Source organism: Candidatus Bathyarchaeia archaeon (assembly GCA_041447175.1).
Taxonomy (GTDB): domain Archaea; phylum Thermoproteota; class Bathyarchaeia; order Bathyarchaeales; family Bathycorpusculaceae; genus JADGNF01.
Map to the genome: position 1 here is coordinate 2,473,288 of CP166960.1, position 16,200 is coordinate 2,489,487.

The 16,200-nt window shown below is 50.8% G+C and carries 25 protein-coding genes and 1 tRNA gene; 14 read left to right on the forward strand and 12 right to left on the reverse strand.

Annotation, left to right across the window (positions count from 1 at the left end; genetic code table 11):
* Nucleotides 1–140: 140 nt before the first annotated feature.
* Together ACBZ72_12755 and ACBZ72_12760 are read right to left on the reverse strand one after the other, a co-directional pair.
* Nucleotides 141–380, reverse strand: coding sequence for a hypothetical protein (locus ACBZ72_12755; GenBank protein ID XES77027.1), 240 nt, complete (start codon nt 378–380; stop codon nt 141–143).
* A gap of 28 nt (nt 381–408) precedes the next feature.
* Nucleotides 409–1,065 (reverse strand): PAC2 family protein, encoded by a 657-nt coding sequence (locus ACBZ72_12760; GenBank protein ID XES77028.1) that lies wholly within the window; start codon nt 1,063–1,065, stop codon nt 409–411.
* Between the two features lie 134 nt (nt 1,066–1,199).
* On the opposite strand from ACBZ72_12760, the gene ACBZ72_12765 reads away from it, so the two are divergent.
* From ACBZ72_12765 to ACBZ72_12775, 3 genes are all read left to right on the forward strand, one after another.
* Nucleotides 1,200–1,278 (forward strand) — tRNA-Met (locus tag ACBZ72_12765).
* Between the two features lie 301 nt (nt 1,279–1,579).
* Entirely contained in the window at nt 1,580–1,870 is a 291-nt protein-coding gene (locus tag ACBZ72_12770; protein ID XES77029.1) for a nucleotidyltransferase family protein, read from the forward strand.
* On the forward strand, nt 1,867–2,244 hold the full coding sequence (locus ACBZ72_12775; protein ID XES77030.1) for a DUF86 domain-containing protein: 378 nt from the start codon (nt 1,867–1,869) through the stop codon (nt 2,242–2,244). Before ACBZ72_12770 ends, ACBZ72_12775 begins: the two co-directional genes overlap by 4 nt.
* A 32-nt stretch (nt 2,245–2,276) precedes the next feature.
* Here ACBZ72_12775 and ACBZ72_12780 read toward each other — a convergent pair whose 3' ends face one another.
* Genes ACBZ72_12780 through rpl7ae form a run of 3 tightly spaced genes read right to left on the reverse strand, consistent with a single transcriptional unit; the run spans nt 2,277 to nt 3,101 of the window.
* On the reverse strand, nt 2,277–2,474 hold the full coding sequence (locus tag ACBZ72_12780; protein ID XES77031.1) for a 50S ribosomal protein L24e: 198 nt from the start codon (nt 2,472–2,474) through the stop codon (nt 2,277–2,279).
* Nucleotides 2,475–2,491: 17 nt separating this feature from the next.
* Complete coding sequence (locus ACBZ72_12785; GenBank protein ID XES77032.1) at nt 2,492–2,722, reverse strand: 30S ribosomal protein S28e; 231 nt, start codon at nt 2,720–2,722, stop codon at nt 2,492–2,494.
* Nucleotide 2,723: 1 nt separating this feature from the next.
* On the reverse strand, nt 2,724–3,101 hold the full coding sequence (rpl7ae, locus tag ACBZ72_12790) for a 50S ribosomal protein L7Ae (GenBank protein ID XES77033.1): 378 nt from the start codon (nt 3,099–3,101) through the stop codon (nt 2,724–2,726).
* 162 nt (nt 3,102–3,263) lie between these two features.
* Between rpl7ae and ACBZ72_12795 the strand changes: the two genes are divergently transcribed.
* From ACBZ72_12795 to ACBZ72_12810, 4 genes are all read left to right on the forward strand, one after another.
* Nucleotides 3,264–3,506: an H/ACA ribonucleoprotein complex subunit GAR1 gene (locus tag ACBZ72_12795; GenBank protein XES77034.1), complete on the forward strand. Its 243-nt coding sequence runs from the start codon at nt 3,264–3,266 to the stop codon at nt 3,504–3,506.
* Nucleotides 3,507–3,510: 4 nt separating this feature from the next.
* Nucleotides 3,511–4,482 (forward strand): transcription initiation factor IIB, encoded by a 972-nt coding sequence (locus tag ACBZ72_12800; GenBank protein ID XES77035.1) that lies wholly within the window; start codon nt 3,511–3,513, stop codon nt 4,480–4,482.
* 97 nt (nt 4,483–4,579) lie between these two features.
* Nucleotides 4,580–5,221 (forward strand): archaeal proteasome endopeptidase complex subunit beta, encoded by a 642-nt coding sequence (gene psmB, locus ACBZ72_12805; protein XES77036.1) that lies wholly within the window; start codon nt 4,580–4,582, stop codon nt 5,219–5,221.
* 62 nt (nt 5,222–5,283) lie between these two features.
* Nucleotides 5,284–5,910, forward strand: a complete 627-nt coding sequence (locus tag ACBZ72_12810) for a TIGR00296 family protein (protein XES77037.1) — start codon at nt 5,284–5,286, stop codon at nt 5,908–5,910.
* Here ACBZ72_12810 and ACBZ72_12815 read toward each other — a convergent pair.
* On the reverse strand, nt 5,907–7,061 hold the full coding sequence (locus ACBZ72_12815; protein ID XES77038.1) for a glycosyltransferase: 1,155 nt from the start codon (nt 7,059–7,061) through the stop codon (nt 5,907–5,909). The genes ACBZ72_12810 and ACBZ72_12815 overlap by 4 nt on opposite strands.
* Nucleotides 7,062–7,159: 98 nt before the next feature.
* Here ACBZ72_12815 and nadC point away from each other — a divergent pair, with 98 nt between their 5' ends.
* Nucleotides 7,160–8,020, forward strand: a complete 861-nt coding sequence (gene nadC, locus ACBZ72_12820; GenBank protein XES77039.1) for a carboxylating nicotinate-nucleotide diphosphorylase — start codon at nt 7,160–7,162, stop codon at nt 8,018–8,020.
* Nucleotides 8,021–8,205: 185 nt separating this feature from the next.
* Here the strand turns inward: nadC and ACBZ72_12825 are convergent, their stop codons facing one another.
* The 6 genes from ACBZ72_12825 to kae1 form a co-directional block, all read right to left on the reverse strand.
* A complete protein-coding gene (locus ACBZ72_12825) occupies nt 8,206–8,529 on the reverse strand; it encodes a hypothetical protein (GenBank protein XES77040.1) in 324 nt (107 codons plus the stop codon).
* The gene (locus tag ACBZ72_12830; protein XES77041.1) at nt 8,526–8,732 is read right to left on the reverse strand and encodes a hypothetical protein; all 207 of its coding nucleotides are present in this window, start codon (nt 8,730–8,732) and stop codon (nt 8,526–8,528) included. Before ACBZ72_12830 ends, ACBZ72_12825 begins: the two co-directional genes overlap by 4 nt.
* 81 nt (nt 8,733–8,813) lie before the next feature.
* The gene (locus tag ACBZ72_12835; protein XES77042.1) at nt 8,814–9,500 is read right to left on the reverse strand and encodes a type II CAAX prenyl endopeptidase Rce1 family protein; all 687 of its coding nucleotides are present in this window, start codon (nt 9,498–9,500) and stop codon (nt 8,814–8,816) included.
* A gap of 71 nt (nt 9,501–9,571) precedes the next feature.
* Nucleotides 9,572–10,162, reverse strand: coding sequence for an XTP/dITP diphosphatase (locus ACBZ72_12840; protein XES77043.1), 591 nt, complete (start codon nt 10,160–10,162; stop codon nt 9,572–9,574).
* A complete protein-coding gene (locus tag ACBZ72_12845; protein XES77044.1) occupies nt 10,159–10,848 on the reverse strand; it encodes a Kae1-associated kinase Bud32 in 690 nt (229 codons plus the stop codon). The genes ACBZ72_12840 and ACBZ72_12845 overlap by 4 nt, the downstream gene beginning before the upstream one ends.
* Nucleotides 10,830–11,858 (reverse strand): KEOPS complex N(6)-L-threonylcarbamoyladenine synthase Kae1, encoded by a 1,029-nt coding sequence (kae1, locus tag ACBZ72_12850; GenBank protein ID XES77045.1) that lies wholly within the window; start codon nt 11,856–11,858, stop codon nt 10,830–10,832. The genes ACBZ72_12845 and kae1 overlap by 19 nt, the downstream gene beginning before the upstream one ends.
* A gap of 96 nt (nt 11,859–11,954) precedes the next feature.
* Between kae1 and ACBZ72_12855 the strand changes: the two genes are divergently transcribed.
* From ACBZ72_12855 to ACBZ72_12880, 6 genes are all read left to right on the forward strand, one after another.
* Complete coding sequence (locus tag ACBZ72_12855) at nt 11,955–12,326, forward strand: helix-turn-helix transcriptional regulator (protein XES77046.1); 372 nt, start codon at nt 11,955–11,957, stop codon at nt 12,324–12,326.
* A 21-nt stretch (nt 12,327–12,347) separates the two neighbouring features.
* Nucleotides 12,348–12,983 carry an RlmE family RNA methyltransferase gene (locus ACBZ72_12860; protein XES77047.1) on the forward strand — a complete coding sequence of 212 codons (636 nt, stop codon included), beginning with the start codon at nt 12,348–12,350 and terminating at the stop codon, nt 12,981–12,983.
* Between the two features lie 40 nt (nt 12,984–13,023).
* A complete protein-coding gene (locus ACBZ72_12865) occupies nt 13,024–13,716 on the forward strand; it encodes a DUF4152 family protein (GenBank protein XES77048.1) in 693 nt (230 codons plus the stop codon).
* Nucleotides 13,717–13,909: 193 nt separating this feature from the next.
* Entirely contained in the window at nt 13,910–14,350 is a 441-nt protein-coding gene (locus tag ACBZ72_12870; GenBank protein XES77049.1) for a 30S ribosomal protein S15, read from the forward strand.
* A gap of 84 nt (nt 14,351–14,434) precedes the next feature.
* Nucleotides 14,435–15,901 carry a DHH family phosphoesterase gene (locus ACBZ72_12875; GenBank protein XES77050.1) on the forward strand — a complete coding sequence of 489 codons (1,467 nt, stop codon included), beginning with the start codon at nt 14,435–14,437 and terminating at the stop codon, nt 15,899–15,901.
* Complete coding sequence (locus ACBZ72_12880; GenBank protein ID XES77051.1) at nt 15,879–16,127, forward strand: KEOPS complex subunit Pcc1; 249 nt, start codon at nt 15,879–15,881, stop codon at nt 16,125–16,127. Before ACBZ72_12875 ends, ACBZ72_12880 begins: the two co-directional genes overlap by 23 nt.
* Nucleotides 16,128–16,200 lie beyond the last annotated feature (73 nt).

Consider the following 16,200-nt stretch of genomic DNA (forward strand, 5'->3'; position numbering starts at 1 on the left):
GAACCTCCATGCTTGATGGAGCATCTAAAAACCCTGTTGAAGTGAACAAATTTAAAAGCTGCCCTGCAACTTTAAAGTTGCCGATGACGAATCTTTAAAAGCTGATTGGTGATGCACCCTGGGGTATCCGAGGCAAAAGGTTAGGTGACTGCTTTCTTTTGCACCAAATACCGCATCATAACCAACCCCACAGCAAAGAGAACAAACCCAACCGCAAAGGAGGCGGCAAGATCCACCTTTATGACCACGGCAAGTCCATAGACAATGTAGGTTGGACCTGCAAAAATCAGGAAAACCGACACTATAGTGAGCAGTAATTTACCGAACTTTGAGCTGACAAAACTGTTATCCATGGTTTGGGTTTCTTCGGTTTGGGTCATGCAGTTCCTTCCGCTGTTTTGCTTTCGGCTAAAGTGTTTCTGGTAATCCTTCTTTTATCTCTTTTCCTAACGCCTTCATCAGAAACTTGAACGCAAGCAAACCAGCATTCTTATCTGACTTAAACCCTGTGGTTGCCCCTAACAGGCAGATGCCCGGCAAACCGCGCTCTTTAGCCAACGCCAGTGTTAAGCCTGTGCCGCCCACGATTTTGCCTCGGCTGTATAGTGCGGCGCCTTTGTTTTTGAATTCGTCGGCGAGTTTGGGGTTAGTTGCGGCGACGTAGACTTGGGCTTTTTCTTCGGTTTGGGGGACGCCGCCGATGGTTATGAGGAATTGGCAGCCGAGAGTTTGAGTGTAGTTGAGGATTTCGCCGCAGACGCTATAGTGTGCTAAGGTGTCGTCGAAACTGGGTTGGGTTTCGCCAGTCATGATAACTAAGTTTGTGTCTTCAAGTGAGGCCGTGTAGAATTGGTAGTGAGGGAGGCTGGCGGTGCCTTTGGTGTTCACGGCGACGTAGTCGGGGAAGGTGGGGGAGTAGAGTTGGGCGAAGGGTTTGGCGTTGACGTATTTGATGAGGAGTTGGGCGGCAATTTTGCCGACGTTGCCAAACCCAGGCAGTCCCTGAACGAAAATCGGGTCTTGCAGGGTAGGAGTTGTGGTTTGGCGTAAGATTGGTTTGTCCATGGTTGTGCCCGTGCTTGTATTGTCGAGGGGGTAATTAATGGTTTTGTGTTTTGAAAAAAGAAACTATTAATAATCGGCAGACAGGTAGTATCAAGAATCCCCTAAGCAAAGGCACACGCTTAGGCACAGGCTGTAGCGGGGTGGGGTAGCCAGGATTAACCCGCTGGGCTCATAACCCAGAGATCGGTAGTTCAAATCTACTCCCCGCTACCACACACAACTTCTCCCGTTTTGTGGCTTACACGTAGGTCAGCTAAGTTTTGACCGACCCCTACCCCTCTATAGGTTCTGCAATGAATTTCTAATAGCATCCAAATAGACCCCATAGTTTCGCAGTTTACCAGTTGCCCTTGGTACTTTCCCCAAATATCCAAAACAAACTATCACCAAGAAACAGCAAAAACCATCTACATCAAAAAGAGGGACGCCCTTTTGAAGCCTTTTCTCTTTTGAAGTGTTTTGGGTAAAAGGTAATATGTTCAGTGTGGGTTAGTGTTTTGTTGGTGGGTGCCCTTTGAAGCTTGAGGTGTTTAAGGTTAAATTGGCGTCTCTTAAGCCTGTTCTTGCTGAAAAGTACAATGTGGCAACTATTGGTTTCTTTGGGTCTTATGTGAGGGGGGAACAGAAGAGGGAAAGTGATTTGGATGTGCTGGTTGAGTTTTCTGAGCCCATTAGCCTGTTCAAATTCATCGAGTTGGAAGATTTTCTTAGCAGTAATCTCGGCGTAAAGGTAGATTTGGTGATGCGTGCTTCTTTAAAGCCCAGGATTAAAGACCGAATTTTGAATGAGGCGATTTACGTTTGAAGAAAGATTGCAGACTTTACATTGATGATATTCTGGAAGCCTCTAACAAAATAGGAGAGTACACCAAACGGTTGAATTTTAGCGCGTTTTCTAATGATTCCAAAACTGTGGATGCTGTGGTTAGGAATTTTGAGATTATCGGCGAAGCAACAAAACGACTGCCTGCTGAAGTTAAAGCCCGAAATCCTCAGGTGCCTTGGCGCATGATGACGGGAACCCGCGATAAACTCATCCATGACTACTCTGGAGTCAATCTGGATGTTCTTTGGAAAGCGGTCAAAGAAGATATCCCTGCACTGAAACCTGTTTATCGAGCAATTGCTGGCAAAGATGGATCAAGAATCGGCAGAAACTTGCTAAGTAGCCGAAGCTAAACTTAAAATTAAAATAAGAAAAAATTGTTGGTTTAGGCTTTGCCTTTTTCTTCTTTTCCGAAGTAGGTAGTCCACTTCAGCTTACGTGCGTCACGTTTGAACTTGAGCGAGCTTTTCTTGCATTTGTTTGAGTCAAACCACAAGATGGTGCCGTCGTTCTTAACGTACATCATGCCAGTGCCAGCGGGAAATTCGGCACCGCAAAATGAACATTTTCTTGGTTTCGGCATAGTTCAGGACTCCCCTTTTATCGGTTGATTTTCTTGGCTTCACGTTCAGTCTCGCGCAGCATCAAGATATCCTGAGCACGCACCGGACCCTTCACGTTGCGGGTGATGATGCGGCCCTTGTCGCGGCCATCCAAGATGCGCACCCGCGCCTGCGTAATTTCACCCGTCACGCCTGTACGGGCGATGACTTGGATGACTTCCGCCGGCGTAAGCTGATCGGATGCCTGCGTTTTCTCTTCTTTGCTCATTTTACTGCGAGCCTCTTATCTGCTCAAGACGTGAAATTATTTCCTTAATTAAACCTGTGGCTTCGCCTTCTTTAAGTATGCATGCCGACGCAGCGGGAACATCGATGCCGATGGCTTTGCCGATTTCTTCTTTGCTGGGCACAAACACGTACGGAATTTTGCGTTCGTCACACAGCAAGGGCAGATGTGCGATGACCTCTGGGGGCTCCACATCTTCCGCGATGACAACCAGTTTAGCTATGGCACGTTCCACAGCTTTGGTGGCTTCGTTGGTTCCTTTTCGGACTACGCCTGATTTTGAAGCTATGTTGAGGGCTTCATAGGCTGCATCTACTACTTCTTTTGGTGCTTCATATTTTACATAGAATGGTTTGGACATTTTCTTGGCCTCACCCTATTAAGGCACAAACTAAACGCTGCTTCTCAAATATGAACGTTTCTGCTGGAAAAACGTTCAACTAAACAAGCTGCCCTCGGTTTTTGTCGAAAGCTTTATAAGGCGTATCACGTTGACGTTGTTGTTTTTCGAGAGGGGAACGTGTTGCAAAGATTAGGAAAAGTTCTCAACGTGACGCCGTCACAAAACCTTGTCGTGAAAACCGAAAACCCCCCCAAACTAGGCGCCGCAGTAGTTGATGAGAATCTAAACCTTGTCGGAAAAATCTTCGACATCATTGGCCCAGTGTCTTCTCCGTACGTCGTGGTTAAACCCTCCCTTAAGAACCCTGAAAAAATGGCAAACAAGCAACTGTATGTTTCTCCCCCAAAGAAAAACCGGAGATAGATGAATGAGTGGGAATAATGGGTTGCATGAGAAAACCGATGTGTCCTCGTCGCCACAAAAAACCGCCGTGAAAGTTCAATCCTGCCCCGAATGTGGCAGCACCCGGCTAATGCGCGACTACGAATGCGCCGAAATCGTCTGCATGGACTGCGGCTTTGTGGTCGCCGCCAAAATCGCCGACCGCGGCCCCGAATGGCGCGCATTTGACGAAGACCAACGGTCAAAACGCACAAGGGTTGGTGCCCCTTTAACTTACACCATCCACGACAAAGGTTTATCCACAACCATCGACTGGCATGACCGGGACGTCTACGGCAAAAGCCTCAGCCCTGGCCAGAAGGCGCAAGTTTACCGCCTGCGCAAATGGCAGCGCCGCATCCGCGTTAGCGACGCCACCGAACGCAACCTCGCCTTTGCCCTTTCCGAAATCACAAAGATTTCCAACAACCTCAACTTGCCCAAAAACATCTTGGAAACCGCCTCCGTTATTTACCGCAAAGCCGTCAAGGAACGGCTTATCCGCGGACGCAGTATCCAAGGCGTCACCTCCGCTGCCCTCTACTTGGCGTGTAGGCAGTGTGGGCTTCCTCGAACGCTTGACGAGATTGCCCAAGCCTCCAACGTGAACAAGAAAGAGGTCGGACGCAGCTACCGCTTCTTGATTAAGGAGTTGAATTATTCGATTCCGCCGCTTCGCCCAGGACAATACATAACTAAATTCAGCAACCAACTTACAATGCAGGGCAAAGTGGAGGAAATCGCCCACAAAATCCTCGCCTCAGCCAAAGAACTCAAGCTCACTTCAGGGCGTGGTCCAACAGGCATCGCAGCCGCCGCCAGCTACATCGCCTCCGTCCTCACCGGAGAACGTAAGACGCAGCGGGAAATCGCCGAAATCGCGCAAGTCACCGAAGTCACCATCCGCAACCGCTACAAAGAACTTGTTGAGCGACTCATGTTCCAAATCAGCATCTAAAAGCTCTTTCTTTTTTGTATCCTTTGTTAGCGGGTTCTTGTTGAGATTAAGCTTAATAGTTGGTCTTGTGTAATCCCTTAGGAAAAGGTGCAGACTTATGGACGGATATGGAATTCAAACTCCCTCACAGTCACAAGCCCAAGGCACGACATGGGTGCCTGGAGCCACCACTTTAGGTCTCGTATGCAAAGACGGCGTGATTCTGGCTTCTGAAAAACGCGTCTCCTACGGCTACTTCATCGCCAGCAAAGGCGGCAAAAAAGTCTTCAAAATCACCGATAAAATCGGCGCCGCCTGTGCCGGCTTAGTCAGTGACATGCAGGTCTTAGTCCGTGATGTAGCGGCGAACGCGAACCTGTTTAGCATGGACGTAGGCAGAGCCATCAGCGTGCGCGCCGCTGCTAAACTCATGAGCAACATCCTCTTTAACCGTCGTATGGCACCGCTTATCACGCAGACCATCGTGGGCGGCATTGACGACGAAGGACCCAGCCTGTGGGTGCTGGACGTGTTGGGCTCTGTTTTGCCCGACGACTATGCGGTGGTGGGTTCAGGAACCGAAATCGCTATGGCAGTCATCGAAGAAGGCTACAACAAGGATTTGACGGTTGCCGAAGCCAAACCGTTGGTTGCCCGCGCCATAAAGTCCGCCATCAGCCGAGACGCCATGAGCGGCGACGGCATCGACCTCTTGGTCATCACCAAGGAAGGCGTAACTGAAGAAACCACAAAATTCTAACCTCCCTTCTTTTCAACTAACCTGCGAGCCAGCGTGTAGCTGTGCCATTGGAGATGAACCCTGTGCCGTTTGAACTGACCGATGCCGAAGGAAAATTCTTAATTGCGCTTGCCCGAAACACCGCGAAGACCTTTCTGGACACAGGTGAAACCCTAAAGCCGCCCGCGGACACGCCTAAGAAACTTTTTGAGAACTGTGGCGTCTTTGTCACCATAAACAAGGTGCAGCGTGGCGGGAACGCCCTGCGTGGCTGCATCGGTTACCCCTACCCCACGAGCCCCCTTGTCAACGCGGTAATTGACAACGCCATACATGCAGCAACACAAGACCCCCGATTTGAACCGATGCACAAAGAGGAGCTTGACCATGTGGTCTTTGAAGTCAGCGTGCTCACGCCGCCTGAGTCTGTGCAGGTGGATAAGCCTGAGGAATATGTGAAGCAAATCAAGGTGGGCGAACACGGGTTAATCATGGAGCGAGGTTTCTATCGGGGGCTGCTGTTGCCGCAGGTGCCTGTGGAGTGGGGTTGGTGCGAAGAAGAATTCCTGTGTCAATGCTGTGTGAAAGCGGGGTTGCCGCCTGACAGTTGGCTAACCAAAGGCACAAAGGTCTACCGTTTTGGCGCTATCGTTTTCGAAGAAGAAACCCCCAACGGAGAAGTCAAACGCAAAAGCCTAACCGACGCCTAATGGCGCGGGACTTTTTCGATGATTTCGACGGCTCGAGTTAAACCGCTGTATTGGTTCGAAGCCCTGTTTAGAGTTTGCATGTTTGTTTTGTATTTGCTGTAGTTGTCTTCGATGCTTCGAACTGCCGCTGCCAGTTGCGTCTTATTTTTTGCCACTATTGAACACTGCATATTCTGTAGTTTTGCGGCGTTTGCCAACTGTTCCGGTTGTGTAGGAACGCATATAGTGGGTTTAGTGTATTTGACAGCTTCAAAGCAGGTTATGTGTCCCCCACTGAAAACCACAATGGATGCATTTTGCATTGCTTCGGCGCGTTCCTGAGCCGAAAGCCACGAATGAATTTCACAGTTACCCCGTTTGACCACTTTTCTCTCCTCCCCCATGGCGCCTAAGCTGACGATGCTTTTAGCTTCTAGACGTTCAAACGTGGGAACCAGTATGTTTAGAAGTCGGGCGCGGGTTCCAAACGGTCCGCTTACAGGGGCAAAGATATGTTGCTCCGATACTTTGGTTGGTTTGGTGTCGAAGAAGCTGCCCACAAATTCGGTTTTGTCCCCGATTCCGACACTTCCGAGGTTGCCAATGTTGTATTCGCAGATGGTGTGGGGCGGTTTATTGTCGGGGATTATGATGCGTTTGCAGCTTTTGACATATCGCTCGATTATTCTTTCGCCGGGGCTAAGCAGGGAGGAGAAGCCTTGGCTTGGTCTGACAAGGTTGGTTATGTAAACGTCGGGGATTTTCCACCGTTGCGCCATGCGCAGCGCGTTGAGGTCGCCGTCGGCTATGAGGACGTCGGGGGCGATTTCGTAAATGAGCCTGCGCAGGTCGTAGTAGCGGTGGATGATTTCCATGGCGATAGACGATTTGATTTCGTATTTGTCGGTTTCAGCGTTGTAAACAGGCAGCGAAAAAAGGATGTTGATGAGTGATGCCGACATAATTATGCCGCTGCTGTTCTCATACCACGCTACGGGCGTGACGGGATAGACGTGTTTGAATTCTTTTTTGAGCAGCTGGTATGCTCTTGCGCCTGAAAAAAAGAAAACCTCATGCCCGCGTTGCTCCAGCTGTTTACCCAGCGTCGCTGTGCGGGCGGCGTGTCCTAAACCTAGCTCGGAGCAAGCATACAACAGTCTCATAAAAGACATTGTGGGATAGCTTTATTTTAATTCTCCCCCAAATCGCGCCCAGCATGCCGAAGAAATCACAAGAAGGGATTTAAAGTCTAAACGTCAAAATACCAGTTATGTTTGTTCCCCGCAAGATTCTGGAAGAGAAACTGGCAAAACTCCTCGCTGAAGACGTCGGTCAAGGCGACGTAACCAGCGCTGCAATCCTCCCCGTTGAAACCACGGCGGAAGCCCAAGTCATAGCCAAAGCCGAAGGCACCCTTGCAGGCATCGAGGAAGCGGCGGTTTTAGCGGAGTCACTGGGGCTGCAGGTCGAAGTGAATGTTGACGACGGAAACCAAGTCCAGAAAGGGCAGGTTTTGATGAGTCTTTGGGGGGACGCAGCCACCATCCTCTCCGTGGAGCGGACACTTCTGAATTTGCTCTCACGCATGAGCGGCATAGCCACAGCCACACACAACCTAACCCAGAAAATCGAGAAAGCAAACTTGAAGACACGCATCACGGCAACCCGCAAATCTGCGCCGGGCTTGCTGTATTTTGATAAGAAAGCGGTCATAGTTGGCGGCGGAGAACCCCACAGGCTTCACTTAGACGACATGCTTCTGATTAAAGACAACCATCTCGCGTTGGCGGGCGGCCTCCAAGAAGCCCTCAAGCTTGCCAAGCAGTATGCGTCGTTTAGCAAGAAAATCGAGGTCGAAGTCACTAACGCCGTAGACGCTGTGAAGGCTGCTGAGTTGGGCGCTGACATTGTGATGCTGGACAACTTTACGCCTGCCCAAATTGTTGAAGCGGTTGCCCAATTCAAGAAGGCGGGCTATTTTGGGCGGGTGCTGCTGGAGGCAAGTGGAAGAATCTCAGCTGAGAACTTGCTGGATTACGCACAGACGGGTGTGAATTTGATTAGTTTGGGAGAGTTGACTCACAGCGTCAAAGCCTTAGACATTAGCTTAGAAGTCGTTTCCCTCTCCTGACCCGACTATGCGACAATACAACTTACCACAAAACTTGACAACATGCACTGCAAGAGGCATATCCCTAAACGGCAAAAGCCTCTTTCTGAAAGAGCCTACCCTTTGGGTTTGTTAAATAAAAGGGGCTGAAGTTTAGTTTGTGGGTTTTTTGCGTTTTCTAATCGCCACCGTAGCTGCCAGTGCCGCTATGCATGCAGTAGTGCGCCCATAGCCCCAAACGGGTACTCAGGCAAAACAAACCCACCAAACCCAAACAGCGGGTCAGGAGCGGTCTTGGTCAACCAAAAATCGCCAAAACCAGCACCAAAAGATTCCGTGGTGCCTGACAGTGCGTATCCTCCATCATTAGTTTGAATCAAACACTCTGCCCGATCATTGCCTGTTCCGCCGTAGGTTTGACTCCACTGTACTGTACCTGCCTCATCCGTCTTAACCAACAAAAAATCACTTCCGTCACCCAAATATCTGTGGCCTGCTATTGCGTATCCGTCGTCGCTAGTCTGAATCACGCATTTTGCGCCGTCATAGCCTGTGTTCCTCCGTAGGTCTGATTCCATTGGGTCGTCGGTGCATCTGATGCGGCGGCGAACCCAAAACCAGCCGCAGCCAAAAGCAAGCCCGAAAAAAGCAGCCCAACCAAAACAGCAGCCCTAAACAGCCTTCTCCATGGCGGTAAATCATTCAGTTTAGCTCTTAAAAAATGTTGATTCATGCCTTTTCCTCTCTCCTTTCTCACATTACAATCATGAAGACCTGTCCTGCTTAATAAAATTGGGGGGTGACCTGATTCGTGTTATATGCCCAGCATGAGAAGAGCCAAGACAATGAGGTTCATGCCGCCATGCGCCGTCGCAGAAGCCACATAACCCCAACGATGGTAAATGTAGCCTAAGGCAAGTCCACTAACGAAGGCGGCAATTGTGTACACTCCTGCGGGGTCAAAATGGAACAGCCCAAACACCACAGCCGAAACCGTAACTGCCACGGCAAAGGCGTATTTGGGGTTTGTGCGGTTTAGGTTTTTGAAGAGTGAGTTCTGTAGAAAACCCCGAAACGCAAATTCCTCGCAGACGCCCGCTAAACCCAGCGACAGAGCCACGGCAATTAGCCCTGTTGGGGTGGCGCTGAGCCCTGTGAGCAGCTCATTGGACTGCTGGACGGCTGCGCTTTCACCAAAAACGGCGGTTAACACGTTGGTGGATGCAACGTCGATTAGGAGCAGGATAAGTGCACAGCCCAAACCTATGGTTAGCAGTTTTGGGTTGAAGTGTATACGAGCGTAGCTTTTGATGTCTATCCGCTTCATCAGCAGATACGTGAGGGGCACGGCAAGAATGGCCAACTCACCAACAATGAGGGCGATTTCGGAGCCCACCGTAAGTTGAAGTGCAGCACTCAAAAACACAGAAACAAAAAAGGTCGCAAAAATAACTAAAGCAGCCTCAAAGTTGGGCACGGCGGTAAGTTTTTGGGTTTCCACAGAGCTACCTCTCATAAGTCTGCTTGTTTGCAAACTAAAAGGGTTTCCCCAACTCCCCTTCCAACAGCCGCCTATGCTTGTTTAAGATACCACTGTGCAAATTTGCTGACGGCTTGCGCACGATGCGAAACTGCATTCTTCTCTTCAGGAGTCATCTCGGCAAATGTTTTGCTGCTTGCGTTGGGCTGAAAAATGGGGTCAAACCCAAACGCCGACTTAACATCCACTGCCCGTTCTTGTGTGGTTATTTCTCCTTGAGCTTCACCAGTAAAACATGTTATCTGACCTGTTTCGCTGTCACAATACGCGATGGCGGAGCGGAAAGTGGCTTTTCTGTCCTGCACGTTTTCCAGAAGTTTTAGTAGTCCCCGGTTTCCGACGGTTTTGTACACGTACGCTGCGTATGGTCCTGGGAACCCCTTCAGGGCGTCCACAAACAGCCCTGCATCCTCAACAATTATGGGCAGATGGCAACGTTTGTAGGCGTCTATGGCGCTTGCAGTGGCAATTTCTGTTAAGCTGTCACTTTGAATTTCAACTGCTTTGGCTCGAAGCATGCCTGCGGCTAAGCCGTGTTTTGCCAGCACGACTCGTGCTTCGTTAAATTTGTGTATGTTTCCTGTGGCAAAGAAAACCACTTTTCCTTTTAATTTAAAACTCACATTCCCACCTGCTCTGCCTCTTGTTGCCTGTCAGCTATATAGCGGCCTCTTTTTTCTATTTCCCTTATCTTATCTAAAACCCTTGCTGTTCCATCCGCCCCCAACACAGCTTCATAGCCTTCAAGAACCGCCCAAAAGCAAGCATCCGCGACTTGGAAGTGGGTGCTCTGCAGCGCCCGCCTAAACAGATGCAAATCCACCCCGCGAGCTTCCAACTCCACGTTTTTTTCGCCTAACCCAAAGTCCACCAAGAAAACCCTGCCTGCCTCGGTTAAAATCATGTTGGAGGTTGTTAGGTCGCCGTGAATTACGCCGTGGCTGTGGAGTTTGCCGATTAACGTGCCGATGTCCACGCACAACTGGTGCCTGCTGGCGTCTGAAGTCGTGTCCAGCATCTGCTTGACCTGCTGCCCCGCAACGTACTCCATCACTACCGTCGCGTTCTCTACATCAACCAAGAAAATCGTCGGTGTTGAGACTCCTGCGCGTTTTGCCTCATGCATCAACTGCGGTTCATGGACGGTGCGGTAGCGGCGAATCGTCAAATCCAACTGTTCGGGACGGTACTGTTTGGGTAGCCGCATTTTGATGACCACTTGCCTGCCGTGCCAGTTGGCGAGGTAGAGGCTGGCTTCGGCGCCCTTCTTGATAAGCTGCTTCTGCTGGGTCATGGCTGCTTCACCCATGGAACATCCACCTTGTCAACTCGCCAACGCACCCGCACAAAACTCTCCTCCACCGGAACCGACAAACCATGCGTATAAGCCAGCACCCCAGCCCAAGCAATCATGGCACCATTGTCAGAGGCAAACCTCTGCGGAACCACACTAAACGAAGCATCATGCTCCCCCGCGATGATGTCGAGCATAGCCTGCAGGCGCCTGTTCGCGGCAACCCCGCCCGTCAACAGAACCTCCCGTTTTTCGGTGTGCGCCAGCGCCCGCTCCGTAACCTCAGTCACCATCGAAAATGCGTGCTCCTGCAGGCTATAACAGACATCCTCAAGGCTAAAGGCTCCCTTTTGCAAGGCAGTCACGGCAGCCGTCAATAATCCACTTAGCGACAAATCCATCCCCTTCACCACGTAGGGCAGCGGAACCAGCCGTTTGCCTTTTGCGGCAAGCTGCTCCACCGCGGCACCCAAAGGCAGCCCTTTCTGGTTTTTGAGCCCGGCTTCCCGCGCAAAAACATCCAAGCAGTTGCCCAACGCAATGTCGAGGGTTTCGCCGAAAACGCGGTACCTGCCCGACGCAAAGGCGGTGACCATGGTGTTGCCTCCTGAAACATAAAGCGTCAGCGGGTCTTTTGCGCCGGTTTGGAGTTTGCCGATTTCGATGTGCCCCACCGAATGGTTAACCCCCACCAACGGAACCCCCAGATACGACGCCAACGCCCGTGCCACCGTAGCTCCTGTTCGCAGGCAAGGCCCCAACCCGGGTCCCTGAGCGAAAGCTATAGCGGTGAGGTCTTTGGGTTTCATTTTGGCTTGGCTAAGGGCTTGCGCGAGGACACTGTCGGCGACTTCTGCGTGGTGCCGTGCGGCTTCTCGTGGGTGAATTCCGCCTGTTTCCGGTATGTAGCCGTCTGAAACGTTGGCGAGGATGTCGCCTTGAAAGGTTGCGATGCCCACGCCAAAGTCGTCTGCTGTGGATTCGATGCCTAAACAGAAGCCTTCCCTGCTTTTGCCTGCGGTCATGTTTGTCTTTTCCTTATGTTAATTTGCCGTGTTTTTGGGGTACTCTTTTTATCTGGCAACTAGTGCTTATATAGTGTATTCACTGGATTGACCAAGATGCCAAAACGTAACGACTTAGAGCAGAAAGCCCTCCATTTTGTCATGAACACTGGCTACCAAGGCGTGTTGCAGTCTGAGCTGTGGCGAGAGTTGGGCGCCAGCAGCCGCGAGGGCAGTCGCGTCGCCATCAAACTGGAGGAGAAGGGGCTTATCCGCCGCGAAAAAGAACTTGAAGGCGGCAGATGGACCTACAGGCTTTTCCCCAAACGCATGCCCGCCAGCATCGAAACCATCGTGGACTGCCCCTGCCTTATGTGTCCTGACAACGCACGATGCGACCCTACCACGACGATTTCACCAAAAAGCTGCGAGCGGCTAACCGACTGGATTATACGGTTAGACCAACCTCCCGAAGTAGACCCCGCTTAACAACTAATTGAGGCTTTTTCTGTGGGCAAGACCAAGACCTGGATTAAAGAGCGTAAACAAGAATACTACTACAAAAAAGCCAAAGCCGAAAACTACCGCAGCCGCGCCACCTACAAACTTGCCCAAACCATCCAAAAATACCACTTCATAAAATACGGCGACATCGTCGTCGATTTGGGTGCGGCGCCAGGCGGCTGGATTCAGGCAGCCCGCAAAGTCGCAGGCAAGAAGGGCTTTGTTTTAGGCGTCGACTTAAAGCCTATTGAGCCTTTTGAGCAGCCCTACATTCGTACCATCGTTTTGGACATGACCGAACCCGACGCCGTAAATCAGATTCTGAGTTTCTTACCAACCAAAGCCGACGTGGTCATTTCCGACATGTCGCCCAACATTTCGGGCGTTTGGGAAGTGGACCAAGCACGCCAAATTGACCTTGCAACCAAGGCGCTTCATGTTGCCCAACAAATTTTGGGTGCCCACGGGAACTTTTTCACCAAAGTTTTTGAAGGCGACCTCTTCAAGGAGTACATGGATAAAGTCAAGGAGAGTTTTGAGGAGGTTAAGCTGATTAAGCCTAAGGCAAGCCGCGCTAAAAGCAGCGAAATGTACATCTTAGGGTTAGGCTTAAAATCTCCCGAAGCCCCAGAAGAAGGGTAAACCTAAATTCTTTAACACTCTTTCCTTGGTGGTGCTTGCTTTGAGGATTGTTGCAGCCGACTCCGCAGCCGCCTTACTGGACGAAAAATTCAACCCCACCCATCTGGTTGCTTCGGTGGCGGTGCTCGTTGAAGAGCCCTACAGGGAAGCCCACAACCGTCTATCCCAGCCCCTCTTCAAAGAAGTCGACGAAACCTACGACGTAATCGTAACCGAGGCGCATCTTTGCCAAGCTCTGCTCGAAACCACCAAAGCCGACGTGGTGCATTTGGATTCGACGTTGGGCGGCGTTCCCGTGGACGAGTTGTCCCCCGTGGAGCTGATAAACATGCGGCTCTCCAACAAGGCGCGGGCAAACCTGCTCAAAATCCTGCCCAAACTGCGGCGCACGGCAGGAGAAATCCGCCGAAAACACAACATTGAAACACTGGCTATAGGCAAAGAAAGCGTGGCGGTTCGAGTTGCAGAACTGACAGCAGGCTCCGAAGCCATCCTATATGCCGCCACAAAATCTGTGGAAGAGAAAAAGTCGCTATTGCTTGGGTTGCCTATCAAATGTACTCACAGCATCGCAGATGGCAAAGTTTACCTCCACTCCCTCATCGAGGCAGAGCATGATGTTAGAGGGTATGCGAACGATTTGGCTGGTGTTTTGGAGGAAGTGACGTTGATAGAGATGCTTAATCCAGTCGCAAGAGGCTTTCGAACATTAAAAATCAAACCCAAAACGTAAGACCCTATCCAGTTAGTTGTGGTCTTCAGTTGAATTTGCTCCCAAAAGCCATCAATAAACGAAAATGTTATTCGTTCCTGTTTCCAATTTGTTTCTGTAACCTTGCAATCCGAGTAGTTTTCTCGGGTTGGGTACAGTTATTCTTAAATATGCGTTTTATGTGGGTTAAGGTGCGATAAGTAAGGTAATTGACATGCCAAAGCAGGAAAAAGGAAAGTCACACAGTATTCGCCCAGTAAGCCGCAGACCGCCAAGCTGGTGCAAATACGAGCCAGAAGAAGTAGAAGCCTTCATCATTAAACTGGCAAAAGAAGGTCACAGCCTAAGCAGCATAGGCACCGTCCTGCGGGATCAATATGCCATTCCGCTGGTTAAACCCATCACGGGCAAAAGCATAAGCCAAACCCTCAAAGAAGCAGGTTTAGCTCCCGCAATGCCCGAGGACCTTAGCAACTTGGTCAAGAAAGCTCAACGTATGGCAGTTCACATGGAACGCAACAAAAAGGACTCCCACAACAAACGCAGCATGGTTATGATTGAAGCCAAAATCCACAAGCTCAGCCGCTACTACAAACGCAAAGGCGTGGTCCAAAAGAACTGGAAATACGTGGCAAAAATCGCCTCCATCGCCTAAACATATCCCTTTTCCCACGCGTAAAGCATATTTGCCGCCGCGCAAACTTCTCTTTTCCAAACTCAAAACCCGTAAGTGTGAACCATGCAGCAAAACCCTCACGCAGTTGAAGCCTTTTTGGCAGACGCCCAAGCAGCAGCCGAAGTCATTCGCCAAACTATCCAAAACGACGGCTTCATACACGTTTTTAGCCATCTGGACGCTGACGGCATCGCCGCAGCAGGCGTAATCGGCAGAGCACTTTTCAGGTTTGATGCACGGTTCCGCATCCGCATTACACAGTGGGTAGACGAAAAAATCATAAACGAAATCGTCGCCGACAAACCCGAACTGGTCATCCTCACCGATTTTGGCAGCGGCTACCTTGACCTGCTTAACGAAAAAATCCCCAACTTCAAAGTCGTCATCCTAGACCATCACCAAGCCGCAGGAACCAACCAAAACCCAAACTTCACCCAAGTCAACCCCCACATGCACGGCATGGACGGCGCAACCGAAGTAAGCGGCTCAGGCGTGGCATACTTTGCGGCACGGGCGCTGGATAAACGCAACACCGACTTAGCCCCCATTGCGTTGGTGGGCGCGTTGGGGGACATGCAAGACCGTTATGGACAGCGTGAGTTGGGCAGTTTGAACGCGCTCATCGTGGAAGATGCTTTAGCTGCCAAGCTGATAAAAGTCGAGAAAGACCTCACCTTCTTTGGCAGAGAAACCCGTCCCATCCACAGAACCTTAGCTTCCACAACCAACCCGTTTCTGCCCGGCATAAGCGGCGAAGAAGACAAAAGCCTTGCTTTCCTGTCAGCCCTCAAAATCCCCCTCAAGAACGGCGAACGCTGGCGCGCCCTAAGGGATTTAACGGAGGAGGAAAAGAAACGGCTCTGCTCAGCACTGGCAGAGTACTTGTTGTCTAAGGGGTTGCATTACGAAATTACTAACTTGATTGGTAACATTTACGTTTTAAGCACAGAGGAGCCCTGGACGCCTTTGCGGGATGCCCGCGAATTCGCCGTTCTCCTCAACTCCACTGGACGCATGGAAAGACCCAGCTTGGGCATTGCGGTTTGTATGGGTGACCGTGGGGCAGGCTTGGAGGAAGCCAACAAGGCGTTGGAGGATTACCGCAAAAGCATCAACAAATACCTGATTTGGGTTTGGGAAAAACCTGAAAGGCTGCGGGAACTCGAAAACATCTACGTGGTTAACGGTGAGGACTTTGTTAGCGAAAAAATCATCGGCACCATCTCCTCCATCCTTGTTAGCGGCTTGCCCAACGTGGAAAAACCCCTCATAGCCTACGCCAACGTGCCCGGCGAGGGACTGGCAAAGCTTTCTTCCCGAACCACCGACGTCGCCGTCCACAAAGGCGTCAACTTGGGCGTGGTGATGCGGCTGGCAGCGGAACCGCTGGAGGGCAAAGGCGGCGGACACAACATCGCAGCAGGCGGACAGGTGCCTTTGGAGAAGGCTGAGGAGTTTGTGAAAGCCGCCAACGAGTTGGTTGGGCGGCAGTTGCGGGGCGAAAACGTTGAAGGCGACAATTCGGCTTAACTACGCGGACGCAAAGTTGGCTTTGGCGGTTGCTGACGCGGTTGGTCCTGACAACTATGTGTCGCCCCCGGGGCTGACGGTGCAAACTCAACTTGACGGGGCAAGCGTGGTCACGGAGATTTGTTTGAAGGGCAAGCTCTCAACGTTACTATCCACCATTGATGATTTGCTGGAGAGTGCGTCTACCGCAGAGAAAACTTTGCGGACAGTACGAAAGGAGAGTTAGCCGTCTCTTTTTGTTTTTTGTGTTGTTTTTTTGTTTCTGGGGGTGCTTTGGGTTTTGCTTACGTCTTTTGCTG